The 15,685-nt window shown below is 71.4% G+C and carries 17 protein-coding genes; 10 read left to right on the top strand and 7 right to left on the bottom strand.

All coding sequences use genetic code 11. From position 1 onward, the window contains the following. Nucleotides 1–46: 46 nt before the first annotated feature. Nucleotides 47–250 (top strand): hypothetical protein, encoded by a 204-nt coding sequence (locus tag EBH09_RS23510; protein ID WP_121748922.1) that lies wholly within the window; start codon nucleotides 47–49, stop codon nucleotides 248–250. Further along, nucleotides 234–743 carry a nuclear transport factor 2 family protein gene (locus EBH09_RS23505; protein WP_121748921.1) on the top strand — a complete coding sequence of 170 codons (510 nt, stop codon included), beginning with the start codon at nucleotides 234–236 and terminating at the stop codon, nucleotides 741–743. The genes EBH09_RS23510 and EBH09_RS23505 overlap by 17 nt, the downstream gene beginning before the upstream one ends. Nucleotides 744–850: 107 nt before the next feature. On the opposite strand, the gene EBH09_RS23500 is transcribed toward EBH09_RS23505, so the two are convergent. Next, the gene (locus EBH09_RS23500; RefSeq protein WP_121749509.1) at nucleotides 851–1,723 is read right to left on the bottom strand and encodes a hypothetical protein; all 873 of its coding nucleotides are present in this window, start codon (nucleotides 1,721–1,723) and stop codon (nucleotides 851–853) included. Between the two features lie 66 nt (nucleotides 1,724–1,789). Here EBH09_RS23500 and EBH09_RS23495 point away from each other — a divergent pair, with 66 nt between their 5' ends. The 4 genes from EBH09_RS23495 (at nucleotide 1,790) to EBH09_RS23480 (ending at nucleotide 4,985) form a co-directional block, all read left to right on the top strand. Then, complete coding sequence (locus EBH09_RS23495; RefSeq protein ID WP_121748920.1) at nucleotides 1,790–2,767, top strand: alpha/beta hydrolase; 978 nt, start codon at nucleotides 1,790–1,792, stop codon at nucleotides 2,765–2,767. Nucleotides 2,768–2,785: 18 nt separating this feature from the next. Then, nucleotides 2,786–3,433 carry a DsbA family protein gene (locus tag EBH09_RS23490; protein ID WP_121748919.1) on the top strand — a complete coding sequence of 216 codons (648 nt, stop codon included), beginning with the start codon at nucleotides 2,786–2,788 and terminating at the stop codon, nucleotides 3,431–3,433. 118 nt (nucleotides 3,434–3,551) lie between these two features. Beyond that, nucleotides 3,552–3,680, top strand: coding sequence for a surface protein (locus EBH09_RS23485; protein WP_121748918.1), 129 nt, complete (start codon nucleotides 3,552–3,554; stop codon nucleotides 3,678–3,680). 57 nt (nucleotides 3,681–3,737) lie between these two features. Beyond that, nucleotides 3,738–4,985, top strand: a complete 1,248-nt coding sequence (locus EBH09_RS23480) for an MFS transporter (RefSeq protein ID WP_121749508.1) — start codon at nucleotides 3,738–3,740, stop codon at nucleotides 4,983–4,985. Here EBH09_RS23480 and EBH09_RS23475 read toward each other — a convergent pair. The 6 genes from EBH09_RS23475 to EBH09_RS23450 form a co-directional block, all read right to left on the bottom strand. Beyond that, nucleotides 4,982–6,304, bottom strand: a complete 1,323-nt coding sequence (locus tag EBH09_RS23475; RefSeq protein WP_121748917.1) for an Nramp family divalent metal transporter — start codon at nucleotides 6,302–6,304, stop codon at nucleotides 4,982–4,984. The genes EBH09_RS23480 and EBH09_RS23475 overlap by 4 nt on opposite strands. A gap of 67 nt (nucleotides 6,305–6,371) precedes the next feature. Beyond that, nucleotides 6,372–6,992, bottom strand: coding sequence for a hypothetical protein (locus EBH09_RS23470; RefSeq protein ID WP_121748916.1), 621 nt, complete (start codon nucleotides 6,990–6,992; stop codon nucleotides 6,372–6,374). Nucleotides 6,993–7,070: 78 nt separating this feature from the next. Next, nucleotides 7,071–8,558 carry a gluconate:H+ symporter gene (locus EBH09_RS23465; protein WP_121748915.1) on the bottom strand — a complete coding sequence of 496 codons (1,488 nt, stop codon included), beginning with the start codon at nucleotides 8,556–8,558 and terminating at the stop codon, nucleotides 7,071–7,073. Nucleotides 8,559–8,680: 122 nt separating this feature from the next. Further along, on the bottom strand, nucleotides 8,681–9,091 hold the full coding sequence (locus EBH09_RS23460) for a RidA family protein (protein ID WP_121748914.1): 411 nt from the start codon (nucleotides 9,089–9,091) through the stop codon (nucleotides 8,681–8,683). Next, nucleotides 9,088–9,891: an IclR family transcriptional regulator gene (locus EBH09_RS23455; RefSeq protein ID WP_121748913.1), complete on the bottom strand. Its 804-nt coding sequence runs from the start codon at nucleotides 9,889–9,891 to the stop codon at nucleotides 9,088–9,090. Before EBH09_RS23455 ends, EBH09_RS23460 begins: the two co-directional genes overlap by 4 nt. Next, entirely contained in the window at nucleotides 9,888–10,928 is a 1,041-nt protein-coding gene (locus EBH09_RS23450) for a sugar kinase (protein ID WP_121748912.1), read from the bottom strand. Before EBH09_RS23450 ends, EBH09_RS23455 begins: the two co-directional genes overlap by 4 nt. 138 nt (nucleotides 10,929–11,066) lie before the next feature. Here EBH09_RS23450 and EBH09_RS23445 point away from each other — a divergent pair, with 138 nt between their 5' ends. From EBH09_RS23445 to EBH09_RS23430, 4 genes are all read left to right on the top strand, one after another. Then, nucleotides 11,067–12,350 (top strand): alanine racemase, encoded by a 1,284-nt coding sequence (locus EBH09_RS23445; RefSeq protein WP_121748911.1) that lies wholly within the window; start codon nucleotides 11,067–11,069, stop codon nucleotides 12,348–12,350. Nucleotides 12,351–12,374: 24 nt separating this feature from the next. Further along, the gene (locus tag EBH09_RS23440; protein WP_121748910.1) at nucleotides 12,375–13,985 is read left to right on the top strand and encodes a D-aminoacylase; all 1,611 of its coding nucleotides are present in this window, start codon (nucleotides 12,375–12,377) and stop codon (nucleotides 13,983–13,985) included. A gap of 96 nt (nucleotides 13,986–14,081) precedes the next feature. Continuing rightward, nucleotides 14,082–15,293 carry a pyridoxal phosphate-dependent aminotransferase gene (locus tag EBH09_RS23435; protein ID WP_121749507.1) on the top strand — a complete coding sequence of 404 codons (1,212 nt, stop codon included), beginning with the start codon at nucleotides 14,082–14,084 and terminating at the stop codon, nucleotides 15,291–15,293. A gap of 100 nt (nucleotides 15,294–15,393) precedes the next feature. Next, nucleotides 15,394–15,685 (top strand): hypothetical protein (locus tag EBH09_RS23430; RefSeq protein ID WP_121748909.1); only part of this gene is annotated, 292 nt, incomplete at its 3' end.

Here is a 15,685-nt window from a genome sequence, read left to right as displayed (position 1 = left end):
GCCTGCCGGTCACGTCCCGGGCCATGTCCAAGAGGAGCCAACCGAGGTGTACAGCCAGACCACTCCACCGCGTGCCGACGAGCGGGCACGGACCAAGCCGATCCGCCGGTCGGACCGGGTGATCATCAGGTTCGCGGGGGACTCGGGTGACGGGATGCAGCTCACCGGTGACCGTTTCACCTCGGAGACCGCGTCGTTCGGCAACGACACCTGGACCGTCACAGGAGCACACCATGTCTTCGACCGCTGACCAGGTCGCGTCACTGCGCGCCCAGCTGAGGGTGCTCACCGACCGCCTGGAGATCAAGGACCTCTTCGACCGGTACATCGTCGCCCTCGACCGCGCCGACGAGGCGGAGTTCGACGACGCCTGGTACCGGACCGTCTTCACGCGGGACGTGCGGTTCACCTTCCCCATCGGTGTCCACAAGGGCGTGGAGGGTTTCGCGGAGTTCCAGCGGGCGGCGAAGGCCCGCTGGGCGCGGACCCACCACCTGTGCGCGAACCACCTCGTGGAACTGGACGGCGACCAGGCCCGGCTGCGGGTCCACCAGGTGGCGACGCATCTGCACCTTCCCGAGGGCGAAGCCGGGGAGGCGGGTGCGGACCCCTTCGTCGTCAGCGGGTACTACGACGTCCACGCCGTGCGTACCCCCGTCGGCTGGCAGTTCGACGACGTGTCGTTCCACGTCGTGTCGGCCGTCGGCAGGCGGCTGCCGTCGATGGCCGGCCTCCCGTTCTGAGATGTGAGTTGGGCGGCGAGGAAGGACGAGGGAGGGGAGACGGATGAACGGCGCTGTCCCGATCCGCCGGCTCGTCCGGCGGCGCATCACACGGTGCCTGCTCGTGGTCAGACCGAGGCGGTGGCCTGCGACGGCACGCCCTCGAAGGCTCCTGCGGCCGCGGCCGTCGCGGTGAACGCGCCGGCGAGTTCCGTGAGGCGCGCGACCCCTGCGGCACCCAGGTGTTCGTACGGGGCCCGGTCCAGCCTGTCGGTCTCGGCCTCCAGGTCCTGACGCAGGCGCACGCCCGCGTCGGTGAGATGCCCCCGGCCGTCCATCAGTCCCCGGGCGCGCAGCCGCTCCTCGGCGCCGGTCCAGTCCTCCTCGGTCCAGCCGTGGCGGGCCATGACGAACTCCTTCGGCAGGCCGTCGCTGCTCGCGGTGTGCGAGACCAGGGCGTCCAGGCCGAGGAGTCCGGCCGTCGTGAGCGCGGCGACATGCCCGTCCCCGCGGTACTCCCGCAGCAGGGTGGCGGCGTGCCACAGCGCCAGGTGCGGCTTGTCCGGTACGGGGTGGTCGGCGTGGGCCGAGTACATCGGGCGGCCGCGGCGCCCGCACGCCTCGCCGGCCCGGAGGGCGAGCTCCGCGGCCTCCGCCATCTCGGTGGACGCGACGGCCTCGTCACCCAGGCACCGGCGCAGCAGCGCGTCGACGGCGCGCAGGCGCAGGTCCAGAACGGTGGCGGGTTCGACCCGGCGCCAGAGAGCCGGGAGGTGACGTGCGATCAGCTCGTGCTTGAGCCCGTTGAACGAGGCGGTGACCGGCCCCGCCCCCACCGCGCCCCAGGGAGCGGCTCGGCACGCGAGGTAGACGGCGATCGGGTCCTCGACGCCGTACGCGGCCAGTTCCGCCCCGAGGTCGGGGGCGAAGTAGACGGTCGCGTGCACCGAGTTGAGCGCGTCCAGGCAACGCGGTCCCGCGCCGGCGGGCAGTGAGGTCATGTCCATGCGTGGACGCTACTGAGCGGCACGTCATGGGAGGGAAGGATCCTGTTGAAGAAAGATGAAATGAACGTCCGAAGACAGTCAGACCGGACGGGCCCGGTCGTGGAGACGACGTCCCGCCACGTCCGCGAGATCGTCGTGGAAGCGAACGGCATCGCTCTGTCCGGTCTGCTGGCCGAACCGGACACGCCCGTGCCCCGGGCCGTGGTGGTCGCCGTGCACGGCGGCGGCATGCGCGCCGGATACTTCGACAGCCGGGCACGCCCCGGGCTGTCCCTGCTGGAACTGGGCGCCCGGCACGGATACACCGTGCTGGCCCTGGACCGGCCCGGTTACGGTCTGTCCGCCGAGCGGCTGCCCGAGGGACAGTCGCTCTCCGACCAGGCGGACACCCTGCACGCCGCCCTCGCGTCCTTCGCCCGCGACCACGAGGTGGGCGCCGGGTTCTTCCTCGTGGCCCACTCCAACGGGGGGAAGCTGGCGTTCAGCACCGTGGCCCGGGACGGCGGCACCGGCTTCCTCGGGCTGGACGTCTCCGGCCTCGGCACCCGGTACGCCGTCGACCTGCCGCAATTGCCCGGCGCGGGCGTGCCCGGGGACTGGCGCCGGCACTGGGGAGCGTTGCGGCTCTACCCGCCGGGCGCCTTCGCGCTGGGCCGGGCGCTGGTCGTGCCGGTGCCACGGCTGGAGGCCGAGGAGTTGCCGCGGTGGCCCGGGATGTACCCGTCCATCGCCGCCAGGGTGCACCTGCCGGTCCGGCTCACCTTCGCCGAGCAGGAGCGGTGGTGGTGCCACGACGACGAGGCGGTGGCGGAAATGACGGGCCGGCTGGCCACGCGGCGGGTGACGGTCGCCCGGCAGCCCCATGCCGGGCACAACATCAGCCTGGGCTGGGCGGCCCGTACGTACCATCTGCGGGCGCTCGCGTTCCTGGAGGAGTGTCTTCTGGCCAGGGACGCGGCGGGTACGCCGCCCGTCCGGTCCCGCGAAGGAAGTCCGAGACGAATGACCCCCCACCAGCTTGACTTCAACCTTGGTTGAGGTCGGAGAGTCGAGACCATGGAAGCCAACACCGCCCAAGCCCACCGCACCGTCGAGTTCGTGCTCGACCTCATCTGCGTCCACTCGTATCTCGCGTTCACCCGCTTCACCCGGGCGGCCCGGCGCTTCCGGGAGTCGGGAGGGGAGCTGGAGGTCGTGTTCCGGCCCTTCCAGATCGCGCCGGAGGCGCCGGCGACCGGACGTCCGCTGTTCGAGGTCCACAAGGCCGCCTTCGGGGAGGAGACGGCCCGTGCGATCACGGCGGACAAGTCGTTCGGTGCCGAGGACGGACTGGACATCGACTTCGAGCGCGCCATCCACACCAACACCTTCGACGCGCACCGGCTGCTCGCGGCCGCCGCTGCCCAGGGGTCGGGCGAGGCCATGGCCGAGCGTCTGTTCCGCGCCTACATGACGGACGGGCTGAACATCGGTGACCCCGGCACCCTCGACCGGCTCGCCGCCGAGCTCGGTGTCGAACCGGCCAAGGACGGTGGTGCCGGTGACGGCGCGGCGGTGCGCGAGGGGATCAACAGCATGCGCCGGCTCGGCGTGACCTCGGTGCCGCTGCTCTTCTTCAAGGATGGGCCCACCCTGTCCGGCGCGCAGCCGGAGGACGCCTACCTCAAGGCCCTCCGCACGCCCCCGGCTCCCGTACGCGGCTGACGTCGTTGCCCTTGCGGGTGTGCCCGGTTCGCGCCGGGCACACCCGATTTCCGTTTTCTGCCCCTTCCCGCCCGTTTCCGCCGTTCCCGCCCGCGAAAGAGACGAAAGGTCGTTCCCCGTGGATCCCGCACCGATCGGCCCCGGCGCCGTACACCTCGACGAGTTCGCCATGGCACCTCCGGTCCTGCTCGCCGGTGACGACGACGAGGAGAGTGCCGACGCGCACATCGTCCGCGGCATCGACTGACGGCGCGTGGGCGCACGGGGCAGCACCAGGAGCACGAGGAGCCGGGAAGTGAGCACGCTGAGACGGATGTTCGAGGCCCTGACCGTACGCAACTTCCGGCTCTTCGCGGCCGGACAGCTGCTGTCCGTCACCTGCACCTGGATGATGTTCATCGCCCAGGACTGGCTGGTGCTCTCCATGTCCGGCGACTCGGCCACCGCCCTGGGCCTGGTGACGGCGCTCCAGTTCACGCCGATGCTCCTGCTCACGCTGTACGGCGGCCGGCTCGCCGACCGGCACGACAAACGCCGGCTGCTGGTGGCGGCCAACCTCGCCGCGGGTGTACTGGCCCTCCTGCTGGCCGTGCTGACCTTCACCGGCGGCCTGCGGCTGTGGCACATCTGGGTGTTCGCGGCAGCGCTGGGCACCGTGAACGCGGTGGAGGCGCCCGCCCGGATGGCGTTCGTCAGCGAGATGGTCGGCGCGGCCCTGCTGCCCAACGCCTCGGCGTTGAGCGCCGCGTACTTCAACGCCGCCCGGGTCGTCGGACCCGCCCTCGCCGGTCTGCTGATCAGCCGGTTCGACGCCGGGCCGGTGATCGCGCTCAACGCGGTCAGCTACCTCGCCGGCGTGTGCGCCCTGCTGCTGATGAACCCGGCCGAACTGGTACGGCCCGCCGAACGCCCCGGCCGCTCCGGTGTCCTGGACGGCCTGCGGTATCTGCGCGGCCGTTCGGATCTGATGCTGCCCTTGGCGCTCGTGGGCGTGATCGGCATGTTCGGCTTCAACTTCCAGCTGACTCTGCCGCTGATGGCGAAGACCGTCTTCCACGCGGACTCCGCCTCGTTCGGGCTGCTGGCCAGCGCGCTGGCCGCGGGTTCGCTGCTCGCCGCGTTCGCCACGACCGGCCGGCGGAGCCGGCCGTCCGCCGTCCTGGTCATCGGGGCCGCCGTCGCCTTCGGGGCGCTGGAGACGCTTTCCGGGCTGGCCCCGACGTTCACCGCGGCGCTGGTGCTGCTGGCCGCCACGGGCTTCGCGACGATCTACTTCGCGCAGGCCGCCAACCACCGGGTGCAACTGGGCACCGATCCGCGCTACCGGGGCCGGGTGATGGCCCTCTACACGCTGACCCTCCAGGGCTCGACCCCGCTGGGGGCCCTCCTGACCGGCTGGCTCAGCGAGCACTGGGGAGCGCGGGCCGGCCTGTGCGCCGGGGGCGTGGTGTCCCTGGCCGCGGGGCTGCTCGCTCTGTGGGCGCACCGGCGCCGGCGCCGTCCGGCCGGGGACACGGCCGGGGCGGCCACCGGCGCCAAGGCCGGCCTCTAGAAGAACTCCCCCCACGGCTGGTCCCAGATCTCCTTCAGGCACAGCACCAGGAACAGCAGGCCCGCGACCGCGAGCATCGTGTTGCTCAGCCAGCCGTTGCGCCACTCGCGAGGTGTGCGGGAGGAGTTGAGGAGCCAGATCAGGGTCAGGGCGAGGAAGGGCATGAACGCCGCGCCCAGGACGCCGTAGATGATGACCAGGCGGAAGGGCTCGCCCTGGAAGAGCAGGACGATGGGCGGGAAGGTGAGCCACAGCAGGTAGGCGCGGAAGGGCCAGGAGCGTTCGTGCTCGCCGGAGGCGATCTCCTTGCCCTTGCCCGCGGTCCTGTCGCGCTGCCGGGCCACGAAGTCCGCGAACATCAGGCTCACTCCGTGCCACACGCCGATGAGCGAGGTGAAGGACGTGGCGAAGAAGCCGATCAGGAAGAACTTGGCCGTCGCCGTGCCGTACTCGTCCGCCAGGATGTCGCCGAGCTGCACCAGGCCCTTGCCGCCGCCGGAGAGCGCGATGTTCGCGGCGTGCAGCATCTCCGCGCCGACGAACAGCATGGCGACGACGAAGACACCGGTCGTGATGTACGCGACCCGGTTGTCCAGCCGCATGACCTTCATCCAGCCGGTGTTGGCCCAGCCCTTGGCGTTGACCCAGTAGCCGTACGCGGCGAGCGTGATCGTGCCGCCGACGCCGCCGATCAGGCCGAGGGTGTTGAGGACGGAGTCCTCACCGTCCGGGATGACCGGGAGGAGGCCGGCGAAGGCGTTCCCCAGGTTGGGCGTGACCCGGATCGCCAGGTAGACCGTCACCACGAACATGACGCCCACCATGACCGTCATGACCTTCTCGAAGACGGCGTACTTGTTGAACCAGACGAAGACCAGGCCGACCACGCCGCAGGCCACGCCCCACCATTCGAGGTCCATCACGCCGGGGAACAGGGCCTGCAGCGGCAGGGCGCTGGACGACATCGCCGCCGCGCCGTACGAGAAGCCCCAGATCACGACGTAGACCGCGAAGAAGTACGTGGTCCAGCGGCCGAGGCTCGCCCAGCCGTCGAAGAGGGTGCGGCCGGTGGACAGGTGCCAGCGGCCCGCCGCCTCGGCGAGGGAGATCTTGACGAGACAGCCGAGGACCGCCGCCCACAGCAGGGTGTAGCCGAAGTTGCTGCCCGCGATCAGGGTGGCCACGAGGTCCCCGGCGCCGACCCCGGTCGCCGCGACGACGATGCCGGGGCCGATGTAGCGCCAACTGGATTTACGAGGTGCCGAGTCGGGGGCGTGTGGTGCCCCGGCGTCGCTGGTGTTGCCCGTGGTGTCCGCCATGCGGGCCAACAAAGCTCATGGCGGCCGGTGGGACAAGAGGGCGTGCGGGGATCTTCACGCGATGCGCCTACTCGTCACCGTCCGCCGCGCGCTTCGCGTCGGCCTTGGCCTCGGGCTCCGCGTCGGCCTTGGCCTCGGGCTCCGCGCCCGCCTTGTCCTCGGGCTCCGCTTCGTCCCGCGGCTCGCCGTCCTCGAAGTACGCGTCCAGGACCTCGTCCAGGGCCGACTCCCACTCCGGGAAGCGGCTCCGCGACGACGCCTCGATCTCGATCGGGTACCAGCGGCGGTCCGGCGTGTGCACCGTGACGGTGAACCGTTTGCCGAAGCGACCCGTCTCCGTCTCGACGGCCCCGACCTCGTCCCAGCGGAACTCGCAGCTCTGGTCGTCGAGGGAGAGACGTACGCCCTTGTGGTCGGCGACGATCCTGGCACGGCGGTCGGCGGCCTCGAAGACGGGGCCGCCGGGGTCCGGGACCTCTTCCTCCTCCGGCTCCCCGGCCCGTTCGGCGGGTTCGGGAGCCGCGGTCCCGTCCGCGACGCGAACGTCCTCGGGCTCCTCCCCCGCCTCCTTCGCCGATCTCACGTCCTCCGGCTCACCGGTCACCGGCGCGGTGAGCCCGGGGACGAATGCCGGGTCGAATCCGGCGCCTTCCAGGGGCTGGCTGGTCGATCCTCTGCGCTGCTCCACAGCGGGCAGTATGGTCGACGATCCTGTGTCGGACACAGCCAGCCCCAACTTTCGTTATCAGACGCCTACACGAGACGCCTACACGAACAGGCTCAGCACCGCCGCCACCACGAACCCGGCGACCGACAGCACGCTCTCCAGCACGGTCCACGTCTTCAGCGTGTCCCGTTCGCTGATGCCGAAGTACTTGGCGACCATCCAGAAGCCGCCGTCGTTGACGTGCGAGGCGAAGATGGAGCCCGCCGAGATGGCCATGATGACCAGGGCGACGAACGCCTGGGAGTGGTCGCCCTCGGCGAGCAGCGGTGCCACGATGCCCGCCGTCGTCACGATGGCCACCGTCGCCGAGCCCTGGGCGACCCGCAGCACCAGGGAGATCAGGTAGGAGAGGACGATCACCGGCAGGCCGACGTCGTTGAAGGTGTCGGAGAGGGCCTGGGCGACGCCGCTGGCCTTGAGGACGGCACCGAAGACACCGCCCGCGCCGACCACCAGCAGGATGTTGCCGACCGGCTTCAGCGAGGCCGTCGAGACGGTCTCCAGGGACTTGCGGGACCAGCCGCGCCGGATGCCGAGCAGGTAGTAGGCGAGGAACAGGGCGATGGTCAGGGCCACGAACGGGTTGCCGAAGAACTCGATCACCGAGCGGAGGGTGGACTCGTCCAGGGCGATGGAGGAGAAGGTCGCGGCGAGGATGAGGACCAGCGGGGTGCCGATGATGCCGAGGACCGTGCCAAGCGCGACGGGGCTCTCGTGCGGCGCGACGCCGGCCTTGCTCTGCTCGTCGATGACGGCCTGCCTGGCCTCCTCGGCCGCCTCGACCATGTCCTGCGGCACGGGCACGAAGATGCGGCGGCCGATCCAGGCGGAGAACACCCAGGCGGCGAGCACGGCCGGGATGCCGCAGACGATGCCCATGAGGATCACCCAGCCGAGGTCCACCTTCAGCAGTCCGGCGGCGGCCACCGGGCCGGGGTGCGGCGGCAGGAAGGCGTGGGTCATCGACAGGCCGGCGAGCAGCGGCAGGCAGTAGAGCAGGATCGACTTGCCGGAGCGCTTGGCGGCCGCGTAGACGATGGGCGCCAGGACGAAGATGCCGACGTCGAAGAAGACCGGGACACCGAAGATCAGGCCGGTCAGGCCCATGGCGAGCGGGGCGCGCTTCTCACCGAAGAGGCCCAGGAGCCGGGAGGCCAGCACCTGGGCGCCGCCGCTGACCTCGAGGATCGCGCCGAGCATGGTGCCCAGGCCGATGATGATGGCGACATGGCCGAGGATGCCGCCCATGCCGGACTCGATGGTGGAGACGGCGTCGGACTTCTGGACGGTGCCGAAGAGTTCGGTGACCGACAGGCCCGCGAGCAGGCCGACGGCTATGGAGACGGCGAGCAGCGCGACGAACGGCTGCAGCCGCACCTTGATGATCAGGAAGAGCAGCAGCACGATGCCGATCGTGGCGACGGTCAGCAGGCCCGCCGTGCCGTCGATCAGGTGGAGCAGGCCACCGGTGTGGGGCGGTGTCTCCGCCGGGGCGGAGGCGGCGAGCTGGAGGGACACAGGGGACATACGGGGGTCCTCGCGGTAAACACATACAGCTTTCGAGCAGGGCGGGGCGCGGCACGGCGCCCCGGGGGTGAGGGGCACCGGGCCGTGCGACAGTCAGACGGAAGGGAAGACGGAGGCGAGGCTCAGCCGAGGACGGCCAGCGCGTCGATCTCGATGAGGAGCCCGGCGGGCAGACCGACGTAGACGGTCGTGCGCGCGGCAGGCGGCTGGGTGAGGCCCTGCTCCTCGAAGTAGGCGTTGTAGATCTCGTTCATCTCGGCGAAGTGGTCCACGTCCGTGAGGTAGACGCGGATCATCATCACGTCGTCCCAGGAGGCGCCGCCCTCTTCGAGGATCGCCTTGACGTTGGCGAGGGTCTGGAGGGTCTGCTCGCGCAGGGTCGGGCCGGCCGGGGTGGGGGCCTTGCCCTCCTCGTGCGGGAGGAAGCCGACCTGGCCTGCGACCTGGAGGATGTTGCCCTTCCTGACGCCGTGGGAGAACTTCGCCGGCGGGGTGGTGTGGGTCGCGGGGGTGAGCGCGGTCTTGTCGGTCATACCGTGTCCTTCTCGGGGCGGTGCTCGGGGTGGTGCACAGGATCTGTGTGCCGCACGGGGGTCCTGCCGGAGTACTCGCCGCTGATGGCGTCCGCCGTACGGCGGACCAGCGGGAGCAGGGTGAGGAGTTCGTCGGCGGTGACGACGACGTTGGGCGCGGAGACCGACATCGCGGCCGTCACCCGGCCGTCGGCGCCCCGGATGGGCGCGGCGACGCAGTTGATGGACTCCTCGTGGCCACCGAGGTCGGTGGCCCAGCCCTGTACGCGCACCTTGGCCAGCTCCTTGAGGAAGCCGTCGGCGTTCGGTGTCGAACGGGACGTGTACATGGGGTAGTCGAGCTTCTCGACGACGGCTCGGCGCTCGTTCTCGGGAAGGTCGGCGAGCAGCAGCTTGGCCACCGCCGCGACGGTGATGGCGACGGGCTTGCCGATCCGCGAGTACATGCGGACCGGGTAGCGGCTCTCCACCTTGTCGATGTAGAGGACCTCGTTCTCCTCGTACACGGCGAGGTGGACGGTGTGTCCGCACTGCTCGTTGAGGCGTACGAGGTGGGGGTGGGCGATCTCGCGGACGTCGAGGTTCTCCATCGCCTCCTGGGCCAGCGCGATCAGCCGGGCGCCGAGGCGGTAGCGCTGGTCGGACTGGCGGTAGACGAAGCCGTGCTCGTGCAGCGTCCGCAGGAGGCGCAGGGCCGTGGACTTGTGGACGCCGAGGCGGTCGGCGACCCGGCCCAGGTCGGCGGGGCCCTCGGCGAGCAGCGGCAGGATGCTCAGCGCGCGGTCGACGGTCTGGCTCATGGGGTACCTACCTCCTCGTCGGCCCGTTCGCCGGTCTGTGTCCAGCCGGGGCCGAGTCGCAGTCTCCCCCACGCGTCGTCGTCCAGGGCGGCCAGGCGGTCGGCGTGGTCGCGGGCCGGGGGTGTGGCGAGGTCGCCCGGGACGGTGAGGGCGGCGGCGGCCATCAGGTGGCCGTGCCGCAGGCGCTCGCGGACGGGCAGGTCCCGCAGGGTGGCGGAGAGGAACCCGGCGGCGAAGGCGTCGCCCGCGCCGACGGCGGCCACGACGTCGACGGTGAGGGCGGGGACGGAGGTGACGTGCGGCCCGTGGAAGGCGGTGGCGCCGGTCGCGCCCTGCTTGACGACGAGCAGCTCGGGCTCGGGCAGCGCGGCGCGCACGGCCTCGGCGCCGCCCAGTCCCCAGGCCTCGTCCTCGCCGACGAACACGATGTCGGCGCCGCGGGCCAGCTCCAGCAGCACCCGCGAGCCGTCGTCGTGCCCGCGCCACAGCCCGGGGCGGTGGTTGACGTCGAAGGAGACGAGGGGCCGGCCGGGGCGGCGGGCGGTCAGTTCGCGCATCAGGGCGAGGCAGTCGGCGGAGAGCGCGGGCGTGATGCCGGAGAGGTGCAGGACGCGTCCGGAGCGGATCGCGTCGAGGTCCAGGTTGCGCGCCGACATCGCGGAGGCCGCGGAGCCCGCCCGGTAGTAGGCGACCTCGTGCGCGTCGGTGGCGCGGTCGCCGGCGGTGCGGAAGTAGACGCCGGTCGGGCGGTCGGGGTCGCGGCGCACCGCGGAGACGTCCACGCCGTAGGCGCCGATCGCCTCGACGAGGTGGTCGCCGAAACCGTCGGCGCCGACCCGGCCGACCCAGCGGACGGAGTGCCCGGCGGCGGCCAGTACGCAGGCCACGTTGGACTCGGCGCCGCCGATGGCCCGGTCGAAGGAGGGTACGTCGGCGAGTCGCCCGGGCGCGGAGGGAAGGAAGGTGACCATGGACTCGCCGAGCGCGACGACGTCCACGACGCCGGGGGCGGTGCTGGTGGGTCCGGTGGCGGTCACGATGGTGGGGGCTCCTCGTCTCTCTCGCGGGCCTCGGCGGATCCGTTGACCCCGCGTTGGCCGAGATGTTAGACAGCAGTAAGCGATATACGCAACGATTGTTGCACTGCTTGCAACGCATCAGATCAGGGAGGCTCCATGGCCCTCGACACCGGCACCGAAGCCCTCGCCCGTCTGGCCGAGGAGCGCGTCGACCACCGTTTCAAGGGCCTCCCGCCGGACGCCGACGGCCTGACCGTCGCCGAGCTGACCCGTCAGGGCCGCAACCTCTTCACCGGCGGTTTCACCACCCCCGTGCTGGCCCTGTCCGCCGAGCGCCTGGAGCACAACCTGCGGCTCATGGAGACGTACGCCACCCGGCACGGCCTCGCCTTCGCACCGCACGGCAAGACCTCCATGGCCCCGCAGCTCTTCCACCGCCAGATCGAGCACGGCGCCTGGGGCATCACCCTCGCCGTGCCGCACCAGGTACGGGTGGCGCGGGCCTTCGGCATCCAGCGTGTCTTCCTGGCCAACGAGCTGGTCGACGCCGCCGCCCTGCGCTGGATCTCCTCCGAGCTGGACGCCGATCCGGACTTCCGCTTCGTCTGCTACGCCGACTCCGTGCGCGGCGTCGGGCTGATGGACGCGGCACTGTCGGACGCGGGCGCCTCCCGCCCGGTGGACGTCGTGGTGGAGCTGGCCGCCGGTGAGGGTGCCCGGACCGGCGTCCGCACGGAGGCCGAGTGCGCGGCGGTCGCCGACGCGGTGGCCGGCGCGCGGACGCTGCGGCTGGCCGGTGTCGCCGGGTACGAGGGCGAGGTGCCGGACGCCGACCCCGAGAAGGTGCACGCCTGGCTGCGGCGGCTGGTCGCACTCGCCGTCGACTTCGACAAGGCCGGACGGTTCGACGGCTTGGCGGACATCATGGTGAGCGCGGGCGGCAGCGCCTGGTTCGACGCGGTCGCCGACGTGTTCGCCGAGGTCCCCGACCTGTCCCTGCCGGTGCTGAAGCTGCTGCGTTCGGGCGCCTACGTCTCCCACGACGACGGCCACTACCGCGAGCTGACCCCCTTCAACCGCGTCCCCGAGGAGGGCGCCCTGGAGCCCGCCTTCCGCCTGTGGAGCCAGGTCGTCTCCCGCCCCTCCCCCGAGCAGGCGTTCACCAACGCGGGCAAGCGGGACGCGGCGTACGACCTCCACCTGCCCTTCGCCCAGGTCGTCCGCCGCGACGGTGCCGAGCGTGTGGCCACCGGCGTCGAGGTGACCGGCCTGTCCGACCAGCACGCCTGGCTGCGCACGACCGCGGAAGCTGACCTGGAGGTGGGCGACTGGCTCGGCACGGGCCTGTCCCACCCGTGCACGTCCTTCGACAAGTGGCAGCTCATCCCCCTCGCGCAGGCGGACGGAACGGTCGTCGACTACATCCGCACGTTCTTCTGAGACGCCTGGGAAAGGGAGCAGGACATGGAAGAGCTGGTCATCAGGGACGCGGACGTCGTCGACGGCTCCGGCGGCGACTCCTACCGCGCGGACGTCGTGGTCGACGGCGGCCGGATCGTCTCGATCGTCAAGGAGGCGGCGGCCGCCGGCTGCCAGCGCCCCGAGGCGCGCCGTGAGCTGGACGCCGACGGCCTGGTCCTGGCCCCCGGCTTCATCGACATGCACGCCCACAGCGACCTGGCGCTGCTGCGGGACCCCGACCACAGCGCCAAGGCCGCCCAGGGCGTCACCCTGGAGGTCGTCGGCCAGGACGGACTGTCGTACGCGCCGGTCGACGACCGCACCCTCGGCGAGGTGCGCCGCGCCATCGCCGGGTGGAACGGCCCCGGCGACGACATCGACTTCGACTGGCGGTCGGTCGGCGAGTACCTGGACCGGCTCGACGGGGGCATCGCGGTCAACGCCGCGTACCTGATCCCGCAGGGCACGGTGCGCGCACTCGCGGTCGGCTGGGACGACCGGGAGGCGACCGAGGCCGAGCTGGAGCACATGCGCCGCCTGGTGGCCGAGGGCATGGAGCAGGGCGCGGTCGGCATGTCGTCCGGTCTGACGTACACGCCCGGCATGTACGCCGAGGACGCCGAGCTGACCGAGCTGTGCCGGGTGGTGGCGTCGTACGGCGGCTACTACTGCCCGCACCACCGCTCGTACGGCGCCGGGGCCCTCCAGGCGTACGAGGAGATGGTGGCGCTGACCCGCGAGGCGGCGTGCCCCCTCCACCTCGCCCACGCCACCATGAACTTCGGCGTGAACAAGGGCAGGGCGCCCGAGCTGCTGACGCTGCTCGACGACGCGCTGGCCACCGGGGCCGACATCACCCTCGACACGTACCCCTACACCCCCGGCTGCACCACCCTCGTGGCCCTGCTGCCGAGCTGGGCGAGCGAGGGCGGCCCGGAGCAGATCATGAAGCGGCTGTCGGACGACGACACCGCCGAACGCATCCGCCACCACATCGAGGAGATCGGCTCCGACGGCTGCCACGGCGTGCCCATGGAGTGGGACACGATCGAGATCTCCGGCACGGGCGACCCGGCGCTCGGCGAGTACGTCGGCCGTACGGTCATGGAGTCGGCGCGGCTGCGCGGCGAGACCCCGTGGACGACCGCCCGCCGCCTCCTCCTGACCGACCGGCTGGCCCCGGCCATCCTCCAGCACGTCGGCCACGAGGAGAACGTCCGCGCGATCATGCGGCACCGGGTCCACACCGGCGGTTCGGACGGCATCCTCCAGGGCGCCAAGCCGCACCCGCGCGCCTACGGCACCTTCCCGCACTACCTGGGCCACTACGTGCGCGAGCTGGGCGTGCTGTCGCTGGAGGAGTGCGTCGCCCACCTCACCTCGCGCCCGGCGGCCCGGCTGCGGCTGCCGGACCGGGGCCTGGTCCGCGAGGGGTACCGGGCCGACCTGGTGCTCTTCGACCCGGCGACGGTCGCGGCGGGCAGCACGTACGAGACGCCGCGAGTACTGCCGACGGGCATCCCGTACGTGCTGGTCGACGGGCGGTTCGTGATGGAGGACGGGCGGCGGACGGACGTACTGGCGGGGCGGTCCGTACGGCGGACTCCCCGCTAGCGGCCCGCACGGCTGGAGGAAATCCACCCAAACCACACGTCCCACGTGGCGGACAACACGACCCATGAGGCGCAACCGGGTCGTAAGCTCACGGACATGCAGGTGATCCAGTCGACCAAGCTCGCCAACGTCTGTTACGAGATCCGGGGCCCGGTGCTCGAGGAGGCGATGCGGCTGGAAGCGGCCGGGCACCGCATCCTGAAGCTGAACACCGGCAACCCGGCCGCCTTCGGTTTCGAGTGCCCGCCGGAGATCCTGGAGGACATCCTCCGCAACGTCTCGACGGCCCACGGCTACGGCGACGCCAAGGGGCTGCTGGCCGCGCGCCGGGCGGTCGTCATGCACAACCAGACCCTCGGCATCGAGACGGACGTGGAGCACGTCTTCATCGGCAACGGCGTCTCCGAGCTGATCGTGATGGCGATGCAGGGACTGCTGGACGACGGCGACGAGGTCCTCGTCCCGGCGCCCGACTACCCCCTGTGGACGGCCGCCGTCTCACTCTCCGGCGGTACGGCGGTGCACTACCGCTGCGACGAGCAGTCCGACTGGATGCCGGACCTCGCGGACGTCGAGCGGAAGATCACCGACCGCACCAAGGCGCTCGTGATCATCAACCCGAACAACCCGACGGGCGCGGTCTACGACGAGGCGATGGTGCGCGCGCTGACCGACATCGCCCGCCGGCACAACCTGCTGGTCTGCTCCGACGAGATCTACGACAAGATCCTGTACGACGAGGTCACGCACACCCCGACCGCCGCGGTCGCCCCGGACCTGCTCACCCTCACCTTCAACGGCATGTCGAAGGCGTACCGGGTGGCCGGCTACCGGGTCGGCTGGATGTCGATCTCCGGCCCGCGCGCGCACGCCGAGTCCTACATCGAGGGCCTGACGGTCCTGGCGAACATGCGACTGTGCGCCAACATGCCGGGCCAGCACGGCGTGGTCGCGGCGCTCAGCGGGCGGCAGACCATCAACGAGCTGGTACTGCCGGGCGGGCGGCTGCGGGAGCAGCGGGACGCCGCCCACGAGGCGCTGACCAGCATCCCGGGTGTGACCTGCGTGAAGCCGAAGGGCGCGCTGTATCTCTTCCCGCGCCTCGATCCCAAGGTCTTCAAGATCAAGGACGACCGGCGGATGGTCCTGGACCTGCTGCGCCAGGAGAAGATCATGGTCGTCCAGGGCACCGGCTTCAACTGGCCCGAGCCCGACCACTTCCGGGTGGTGACCCTGCCGAACGCCGGAGACCTGCGCGAGGCGGTGGACCGCATCGGGAACTTCCTGGACGGCTACAGCCAGCCCTGACCCAAGCCGACCCCTGAGCCTGAGCCAAATCCCGATCTCTCTCAACTTTAGATTGAATCCAATGTAGGATGGTTTCCTGAAGCACTCAGGAGGCCATCCCATGTACGAACCGATCCGCGCCAAGTCGGTCCACAGCACGATGGCCGGCAGCACCTCGGACTTCCCCCACCGGTCCCGTGAGGAAGAGCTGGACATCCAGCTCGCGGGTCACCTCGCCGCCCTGCTCGCCGTCACGGACGAGCTGCGCGCCCTGGCCCCCTCCACCGGTCTGGACACCGCGGCCGACCGGCTCGCCGAGCAGGTGGCCCGGCTGCGGGGAGGGCAGACGCCGGTCCGCGTGCCGGTGGCCGCCGCCCGCCCCGAGCCGCATCTGGCGGCCCTGCACCGGCGGG

The organism is Streptomyces sp. E2N166 (assembly GCF_003671715.1).
Classification (GTDB): domain Bacteria; phylum Actinomycetota; class Actinomycetes; order Streptomycetales; family Streptomycetaceae; genus Streptomyces; species Streptomyces thinghirensis.
This window is presented reverse-complemented; position numbering and strand designations above follow the sequence as displayed.

Bases quoted from the DNA above. Each gene is read 5' to 3' on its own strand.
- EBH09_RS23435 (WP_121749507.1), top strand. From the start codon at position 14,082: ATGCAGGTGATCCAGTCGACCAAGCTCGCCAACGTCTGTTACGAGATC.
- EBH09_RS23475 (WP_121748917.1), bottom strand. From the start codon at position 6,304: ATGGCGGACACCACGGGCAACACCAGCGACGCCGGGGCACCACACGCC.
- EBH09_RS23495 (WP_121748920.1), top strand. From the start codon at position 1,790: ATGAACGTCCGAAGACAGTCAGACCGGACGGGCCCGGTCGTGGAGACG.
- EBH09_RS23440 (WP_121748910.1), top strand. From the start codon at position 12,375: ATGGAAGAGCTGGTCATCAGGGACGCGGACGTCGTCGACGGCTCCGGC.
- EBH09_RS23490 (WP_121748919.1), top strand. From the start codon at position 2,786: ATGGAAGCCAACACCGCCCAAGCCCACCGCACCGTCGAGTTCGTGCTC.
- EBH09_RS23445 (WP_121748911.1), top strand. From the start codon at position 11,067: ATGGCCCTCGACACCGGCACCGAAGCCCTCGCCCGTCTGGCCGAGGAG.
- EBH09_RS23465 (WP_121748915.1), bottom strand. From the start codon at position 8,558: ATGTCCCCTGTGTCCCTCCAGCTCGCCGCCTCCGCCCCGGCGGAGACA.
- EBH09_RS23460 (WP_121748914.1), bottom strand. From the start codon at position 9,091: ATGACCGACAAGACCGCGCTCACCCCCGCGACCCACACCACCCCGCCG.
- EBH09_RS23500 (WP_121749509.1), bottom strand. From the start codon at position 1,723: ATGACCTCACTGCCCGCCGGCGCGGGACCGCGTTGCCTGGACGCGCTC.
- EBH09_RS23505 (WP_121748921.1), top strand. From the start codon at position 234: ATGTCTTCGACCGCTGACCAGGTCGCGTCACTGCGCGCCCAGCTGAGG.
- EBH09_RS23455 (WP_121748913.1), bottom strand. From the start codon at position 9,891: ATGAGCCAGACCGTCGACCGCGCGCTGAGCATCCTGCCGCTGCTCGCC.